Raw genomic sequence first — 8085 nt, 5'->3', positions numbered from 1 at the left:
CTGAGACAAACATGAAGTAGCTAATTAACGGGGGAACGCCGTGTACGGTGAAAGTCGTACGCACGGTGTGAAGCGGGGGAAAAACTGGCGATAACATCAAAAGTTTACCTATCGCTATCTTCAGGAAATCCCACACCGTCACAAAATGATTTGGACTTTACCGAACGTGTTCAGGAGTGCGGAGCAATGATGGGAATTGAGTTATTAGACCATATTATCGTCGGAGAAACCAAATATTTCAGTTTACGTGAAGAAAAGTACTTAAAGTAACAATTGAAAACCCTTGCGCATAGAATAAGTAGAATGGTAAACTATTATTGTAATTTTGTTTGAGATACGAGTTGGTATACAGATGTTTCCCTTTTCGTAGGCCGGCAATGTTACACATACTTAATTAAGTGCTTAGGCACGAGGAGGATTTTATTCATGGAAAACGGAACAGTAAAATGGTTTAACGCAGAAAAAGGTTTTGGCTTCATTACTCGTGAAGATGGCAGCGATGTATTCGTACATTTCTCAGCTATCCAAGGCGACGGTTTTAAAACATTAGAAGAAGGACAAGCAGTAACTTTCGATGTTGAAGAAAGCGATCGCGGACCTCAAGCAACTAACGTTAATAAGCAATAATACGACAAAGCCTTAGAGAATATTTCTCTAAGGCTTTTTATTATATGTTTTGAAAACCACTTGCTATGCGAGTGGTTCCGGAGAGCTTTCAGCGTGGTATTAAAAAGACCTCCCAAAGTTGATAAACTGATGTTGGTTTCCCGACCGCATCACAATCAAATTTAGGAGGAACCTTTATGAAAAAGGATACTGAAAGTTTAGCACATACGAAATGGAGATGTAAGTATCACATTGTCTTTGCGCCAAAATATAGAAGACAAATCGTTTATGGGAAATATAAGCAGAGTATAGGCGAGATTATTCGTGAACTATGCGAAAGAAAAAAAGTGAATATTCTTGAAGCAAATGCCTGTAAGGACCATATTCATCTCTTAGTAAGTATTCCACCAAAATTGAGTGTGGCACAGTTCATCGGTTATTTGAAAGGAAAGAGTAGTTTAATGATTTTTGATCGACATGCAGAGTTGAAATATCGTTATGGAAACCGAAGATTTTGGTGTAAAGGGTATTTTGTGGATACGGTAGGAAGAAACAAGGAGCAGATAGCAGAATATATTCGTAATCAACTACAGGAAGATTACGTAGCAGATCAACTAACATTGTTTGAAGAATATGATCCATTCACAGGAAAGAAAAACAAGAAGAAGTAACGCGAGATTCTTTTAGAATCAGCGAGTAAAAGTGGTGCGGGAGGGAAATCTTTCAGTAAGCCTTATAGGCTATGGCCGGTAATAGAGGCTTTCAGCCGCAGAACAAACCACCCGTTCACACGGGTGGTTTTGATTATGCTGGTTATGAGGAGAATGGCTAGTGTAGTGATGCTTTAATTTTCCATCGAAAATTGGAAGAAGTGGTCTTCCTCTAAACTATCCGTATGATTGGCATCATTAACAGCTAAAGCAGCTTTACCGATGCAATATTGCCAGAAAAAGTCAAAGAAGGGACTGTTACTTTTTTCAGGTTTAATGGTATTGAACACATCTCTTGTGACTTGCTTAGTCAATTGGATCGTATCAGAATCCTGCAAGAAGAACTGTTGGAATTCATCCGGATAATCGGTTGCGTAATTCGTGATCGCTTTCGAGAGCGCTTTTAAGGACTTTGGCTCCTGATCTTCCAAAAAATCGACATATTTTAATAAAACGCGGGTGGTTAAAACCGACTTTAATTCAGCCAGGTTCGCAAACTCACGATAGATTGGCTGTGTTGAACAAGCGATATGTTGTGCAATATTTCGAGCATGGAATTTTTTAAAGCCTTCATTGATAATCAATTGATAAGCGCCATCTATGATCTGGCTTCGTTGCACGCGTTGAGTTCTTACCATAATTAATCTTCCTTTATTTTGGATTGAAGAGAGATAAAATAACAAACGTTAATTTATCTCTCTTTTTAACTAACTTTCATTGTGCAAATAAAGTGGCTAATTGTCAATTGATTTTTGACGTTTTCAAGAAAAAAATACTTTTTTTTGCTTAAAAAATCACAAGTTATTTTTATTTTAATAAAAATAAAAAGTTCATACAAGAATAAAAAAACATCCATCTAAAAAAGCAGATGGATGTTTTTGTTTAATTATCAGGTGTCATGATCATTGGTAGGATCATTGGGTGGCGCTCTGTTTGATCAAATAGGAACGGTTGCAAGGCAGCTACCATCGCATTTTTTAGTTTCGCTTCAGTACAGCCAGCTTCATTTAAAGCTTCTCGCAGTGCATGGAACAAAATCCGCTGTCCTTCATTGATCATTTCGCCGGATTCACGCATATACACAAATCCGCGAGATAAAATATCTGGACCAGCAAGGATTTCTTTTTTCTCGATATCAACAGTCGCAACTGAAAGAACCAATCCTTCTTCTGAAAGGATTCGGCGGTCCCGTAAGACGACATTACCGATGTCTCCAATGCCGCTGCCGTCTACATAGACATCACTAGCATTGAAATGACCTGCTCGTCTTGCACTGTCAGCCGTTAGAGCAAGCATATCGCCATTTTCCATCAGGAAGCAATTTTCCTCAGGAACCCCTGTATCTTGGGCTAATCCTGTGTGAATTTTCAACATTCGGAATTCACCATGAATGGGAACGAAATATTTTGGTTTCATCAGGCGCAGCATCAATTTTTGTTCCTGCTGACTACCGTGACCAGAAGTGTGGATGTTGTTGACTTTTCCATGAATCACCTCAGCACCAGCTTCAGAAAGCAGGTTAATTAAATGGTTGACGCTAGTCGTATTTCCAGGAATCGGTGAACTTGAGAAAATGACCGTATCGTCTGGCTGGATTTGAATTTGACGGTGTGTACCATTGGCAATTCGGGAAAGAGCGGCCATTGGTTCACCTTGCGATCCGGTACATAAAATCATCAATTCGTTTGCTGGCAAATGGTTGATTTCATGGGCATCCACGAAAGTACCATCTGGAACAGTGATGTAACCTAATTTTTGTCCGTTGACGATCGCATTTTCCATACTGCGTCCGAAGACGGCAATTTTACGTCCTGTTGCAACAGCAGCCGAAGCCGCTTGTTGCAGGCGAGAAATATTTGAAGCAAAGGTGGCAAAGATAATTCTTCCTTCAACTTTTTCTACAATCCGTAAGATCGATTGGCCGATTGTCTGTTCAGATTTTGTAAACGTTGGAACTTCTGCGTTTGTACTATCAGATAGTAAGCACAACACACCTTCTTCTCCAAGCTTAGCCATTCGATGCAGGTTGGCAGGTTGACCGACGGGTGTAAAGTCGAATTTAAAGTCGCCTGTTTCCACGATATTTCCCGACGGTGTTTTAACAACGACACCTAATGGATCAGGAATACTGTGAGTTGTACGGAAAAAGCTTACAGATGTCTTGCGGAAACGAATCACAGAATCTTCGTCGATCTCGTGTAATTCTGCATCACGCAATAATCCGTGCTCGTCCAATTTGTTTTTAATTAAAGCCAAAGCTAACGCCCCTGCGTAAATAGGAATGTTTGCTTGCTTCAATAAATACGGTACGCCGCCGATATGATCTTCGTGTCCATGTGTAATTACTAATGCTTTAACCTTATTGATATTTTGGACGACATAGCTAAAATCGGGAATGACATAATCAATTCCTAGTAAATCATCTTCAGGAAATTTTATTCCGGCATCAATAATGATGATTTCGTCTTGGAATTGAACCCCATACATATTTTTTCCGATTTCGCCCAATCCACCAATGGCAAAGACACCAGTTTCATTATTTTTTAGCGAAAGTTTCATATTAGAACTCCATTAACTTGAAGTCAGCATTCTCTTTTTCGTATTCCAGATGATTGCCTTCTAAAAGTTGAATGTATTCCACGTTATATGGGGTATTCTCGCGTAATAAGTTGTGAACCATTTCTTCATTGTCTGCTTCTACATACAATGATTGGGTTTGTTCACGTTTTGGGTTCCGTTCTTTGGTTTCTTGATAATAAACTTTGTAAATCATGAATCTATCTCCTTTATTTGCTTTATAGCAATTTTTTCCACGACAAAATGAGGGGCGGCTGCCACCTATTTTTTTATGCTCCACGCTTTAGCTTATTTAAAGCGCTGAGAAGAAGCCTCGTCTTTGCTTCTTGCTTGAAAAAACAATTTCACCGTTCTTTGGGTTGTTCTTACAACAATTACCTGTAGTTTATCACAGAATAAATAAGAAGTATAGAAACTAGGAAGGGAAATGAGGATTACTTAGAAATTTTCAGAAAGTCTAAAAAGTAAAAATAAAAAAACGATTTTCCAAGCGGGCAGAAGTATTTTTTTTATGCTATATTGGAGACATTACGGTATAGAAAGAGGCGAGAAAAAATGAAGTTAATGTTGCGCTATACTTGGCGTTACAAAAAGCTATTGTTATTTGATTTCATCAGTGTTTTTGGCTTTATCTTGATTGAGTTAGGGTTGCCAACGATTTTGGCGATGATGATTGATAAGGGGATTGGAAATAACGATTTTAACTACGTACAAAAAATGGGGATCTTAATGATTGCGATTACGGTGGTTGGGATCATTATGAGTATTTCGTTACGTTACTTCAGTTCTCAAATCACTTCTAGAATGGTCGCAGCAATTCGCGACGACTTGTTTGAAAAAATCCAAAGTTTCTCTCATTCAGAATATGAACAGATTGGTGTGCCCTCATTGATTACACGCACAACCAATGATGCCTATCAAATCATGTTGTTTATGCAAAATATTTTGACAACAGGTTTTATGACGCCGATGATGTTTGGAATGAGCTTGTATTTAATTGTGCGAACGAGTCCAGGCTTAGGCATGTACGTGTTGTTGGCGCTGCCGATATTATTACTAGCAGTTATTCTGATCGCAAAATATTCGGAACCATTGTCAACAAAGCAGCAAAAGAACTTAGATAATATCAACGGCATTCTTCGGGAAAACCTTTCAGGCTTGCGGGTGATTCGGGCGTTTGTTAATGAAAAGTTTGAAGAGATGCGCTTTCGTTTAGTAAATGATGCCTATACAAACAGCTCAAAAAGTTTGTTTCATTTAATGGCAGTCGCTCAGCCAGGCTTTTTCTTCCTATTTAATATCGTGATGGTCTTGATCATCTGGAACGGGACGGTGCAAATCAGCGATGGCTCCTTGGAAGTCGGAACGTTGATCGCATTTATCGAGTACATCTTTCATGCGTTGTTCTCCTTTATGTTGTTTGCGACAGTGTTCATGATGTATCCGCGGGCAAATGTTTCGGCTGAACGGATTCAAGAGGTTTTTGATATGGAACCAATCATCAAAGACAATCCTGAAAAAACAGTGGAACCGACGGAAAGAGGTTCATTGGAATTTCGCAATGTCACCTTTGCTTATCCAGGTCATTCAGAAAGTCCAGTGATTCGCAATGTCAGCTTTACGGCAAAATCAGGTGAGACAGTCGCTTTTATCGGCAGTACCGGTTCTGGGAAATCGACATTGATTCAATTGATTCCGCGTTTTTATGATGTAACGGAGGGTCAGGTGTTAGTTGATGGACAAGATGTCCGCGATTATCGCTTAAAGGATTTAAGGGAAAAAATTGGTTATATCCCGCAAAAAGCACAGCTATTTACAGGGACCATCGAAGATAACTTACGCTACGGGAAAAAAGATGCCACACAGGCTGAGATGGAGCAGGCGGTCGAAATCGCCCAAGCCGCAGAGTTTATTTCACAAAAACCAAAGGGCTATCAAGAAGAATTAGCCGAAGGCGGAAGCAATTTCTCTGGCGGACAAAAGCAACGCTTGGCGATCGCGCGAGCAGTAATTCGTCGTCCTGAGATTTATATCTTTGATGACAGCTTTTCTGCTTTGGACTATCAGACTGATGCCAAACTTCGCGCTCGATTGAAGAAGGAAACCACTGAATCAGCGGTCTTGATTGTCGCACAACGAGTTGGAACGATCATGCACGCGGACAAAATCGTCGTGTTGAACGAAGGAGATGTTGTCGGGATCGGAACACATCGAGAATTGTTAGAGAAATGTCCGATTTATTATGACATTGCCGCATCACAATTATCGAAGGAGGAATTAGCATGAGAAACAGCATTTCTTCTTTAAAACGGTTGATGCATTATATCAATCCATACAAAAAGTCTTTCATTATTGTGCTGATCCTTGCGGTAGCAACCTTAATTTTAGGGACTTGGATGCCGTATCTAACGGGACTGCCGACAACGGAGGTCAGCAAGAATATCGCGCAAGGTGAATCCATCAATTTTGATTATGTCTTTAAATGGCTGATTGTGATCGTGATCGTTGGTATCGCTTATTGCGGAACACAGCTAGGAACGGGTTGGCTGATGGCCAATGTCGTACAGTCAGCGATGCGCGATTTGCGAGAGGATATCGAAACAAAAATCAATCGATTGCCGGTTTCTTATTTTGACCGCAATCAGCAAGGAAATATTCTGTCACGGGTCACAAATGACGTGGATGCGGTCAGCAACGCCATGCAGCAGGCAATTATTAAATCAATTAATGCTGTATTGGGTATCTTATTAGCAGTTGCTATGATGTTTTATATTAATCCGATGATGGCCCTGATTTCGATGATTATGATTCCATTATCCCTCGTTATCACTCGAAAAATCGTTCAAGTTTCTCAAAAGGATTTCCAGGGAATGCAGAATTCTCTGGGAGAAATGAACGGTTACGTCCAAGAAAATATGACCGGTTTCAGTGTCTTAAAACTATATGGACGGGAAAAAGAAACCTTGGCAGGCTTTAGTAAAGTCAATCATGAGCTTCGCCGCTTTGGTTTCCGAGCTTCCTTTGTTTCCAGCTTGATGCAGCCGCTGGTTCAATTGACAGCTTATGCGACATATATTGCGATGGCGATTCTAGGAAGCTGGAATGTGATTCATGGGGTAATCTTAGTTGGTCAGCTGCAAGCCTTTATTCAATATATTTGGCAGGTCAGCCAGCCGATGGGAGAAATCACTCAGCTGTCTTCAATGATCCAAAGTGCTTCGGCTTCAGCTAAGCGAGTATTCGAAATTTTAGATGAACCGGAAGAGGAATTGAATGAGCAGGATCTGCCATTGCCAGAACCAGTACAAGGAAATGTAGTCTTCGATCATGTTCAATTCAGTTATGATCCGAAGAAACCATTGATCGAGGATTTGAGCTTCGAGGTTAAAGCTGGGGAAACCGTGGCAATCGTCGGTCCAACCGGTGCCGGGAAAACGACCTTGATCAATCTGTTGATGCGTTTTTATGATATCAATAGTGGAAGAATTCTCATTGATGGTGTAAATACTCAAGAAATGAATCGCTCGGATGTTCGTTCTTTATTTGGCATGGTACTTCAGGATGCCTGGCTGTACGAAGGAACGATCGGAGACAATATTCGTTTTGGACGTTTAGAGGCAACGGATTATGAAGTCGTTGATGCCGCGAAGACGGCCAATGTCGATCACTTCATTCGGACGATGCCTGGCGGGTATGAAATGGAGATCAATTCTGAGGGAGACAATGTTTCGCTTGGGCAAAAGCAATTGCTGACAATTGCTCGGGCGATCATCTCTGATCCTAAAATTTTGATTTTAGATGAGGCGACTAGTTCAGTCGATACTCGTTTAGAAGGACTGATTCAAAAAGCGATGGATCGTGTCATGGAAGGGCGCACAAGTTTCGTAATCGCCCACCGGTTATCGACGATTCGTGATGCAGACCATATTTTAGTGATGAAAAACGGACAGATCATTGAACATGGGACACATACCGAATTATTAGCACAAGGCGGATTTTACGAACAGCTGTATAACAGCCAGTTTATGGAAGAAGCAGAATAGCGCATTTAGGCGGCACTTGTTAGTGCCGCTTCAGACTGTAGACAAAAGACGTCTCGAACTCGTAATTTGAGTTTGGGACGTCTTTTTATCTGATTTCTTTCGACATTCAGGACAAAAAAATAAAGGCTCCTTGCCTTTCCATAGCCAGG

General features: G+C 40.6%; 7 protein-coding genes and 1 pseudogene. 5 read left to right on the top strand and 3 right to left on the bottom strand.

Annotation, left to right across the window (positions count from 1 at the left end; translation table 11 throughout):
- Positions 1 to 120 precede the first annotated feature (120 nt).
- From KQI58_RS22035 to tnpA, 3 genes and pseudogenes are all read left to right on the top strand, one after another.
- Positions 121 to 270, top strand: a pseudogene (locus tag KQI58_RS22035) (JAB domain-containing protein); the annotation flags it as partial.
- A gap of 156 nt (positions 271 to 426) precedes the next feature.
- Positions 427 to 627: a cold-shock protein gene (locus KQI58_RS22030; protein WP_137613371.1), complete on the top strand. Its 201-nt coding sequence runs from the start codon at positions 427 to 429 to the stop codon at positions 625 to 627.
- Between the two features lie 176 nt (positions 628 to 803).
- Positions 804 to 1277 carry an IS200/IS605 family transposase gene (gene tnpA, locus KQI58_RS22025; RefSeq protein ID WP_216411078.1) on the top strand — a complete coding sequence of 158 codons (474 nt, stop codon included), beginning with the start codon at positions 804 to 806 and terminating at the stop codon, positions 1275 to 1277.
- Positions 1278 to 1450: 173 nt separating this feature from the next.
- Here tnpA and KQI58_RS22020 read toward each other — a convergent pair whose 3' ends face one another.
- From KQI58_RS22020 to KQI58_RS22010, 3 genes are all read right to left on the bottom strand, one after another.
- The gene (locus KQI58_RS22020) at positions 1451 to 1954 is read right to left on the bottom strand and encodes a TetR/AcrR family transcriptional regulator (protein ID WP_216411077.1); all 504 of its coding nucleotides are present in this window, start codon (positions 1952 to 1954) and stop codon (positions 1451 to 1453) included.
- Between the two features lie 244 nt (positions 1955 to 2198).
- Positions 2199 to 3875 carry a ribonuclease J1 gene (gene rnjA / locus KQI58_RS22015; RefSeq protein ID WP_216411076.1) on the bottom strand — a complete coding sequence of 559 codons (1677 nt, stop codon included), beginning with the start codon at positions 3873 to 3875 and terminating at the stop codon, positions 2199 to 2201.
- 1 nt (position 3876) lies between these two features.
- The gene (locus tag KQI58_RS22010) at positions 3877 to 4089 is read right to left on the bottom strand and encodes a DNA-directed RNA polymerase subunit epsilon (RefSeq protein ID WP_216411075.1); all 213 of its coding nucleotides are present in this window, start codon (positions 4087 to 4089) and stop codon (positions 3877 to 3879) included.
- Between the two features lie 359 nt (positions 4090 to 4448).
- On the opposite strand from KQI58_RS22010, the gene KQI58_RS22005 reads away from it, so the two are divergent.
- Positions 4449 to 6179 (top strand): ABC transporter ATP-binding protein, encoded by a 1731-nt coding sequence (locus KQI58_RS22005; protein WP_216411074.1) that lies wholly within the window; start codon positions 4449 to 4451, stop codon positions 6177 to 6179.
- Positions 6176 to 7936: an ABC transporter ATP-binding protein gene (locus KQI58_RS22000; protein ID WP_216411073.1), complete on the top strand. Its 1761-nt coding sequence runs from the start codon at positions 6176 to 6178 to the stop codon at positions 7934 to 7936. Before KQI58_RS22005 ends, KQI58_RS22000 begins: the two co-directional genes overlap by 4 nt.
- The last annotated feature ends 149 nt before the right edge of the window (positions 7937 to 8085 follow it).

The sequence above is a fragment of the Enterococcus raffinosus genome, assembly GCF_018917525.1.
GTDB lineage: Bacteria > Bacillota > Bacilli > Lactobacillales > Enterococcaceae > Enterococcus_A > Enterococcus_A raffinosus_A.
Note: the sequence above shows the minus strand (reverse complement) of the source record. Positions and strands in the feature narration are given on the sequence as shown.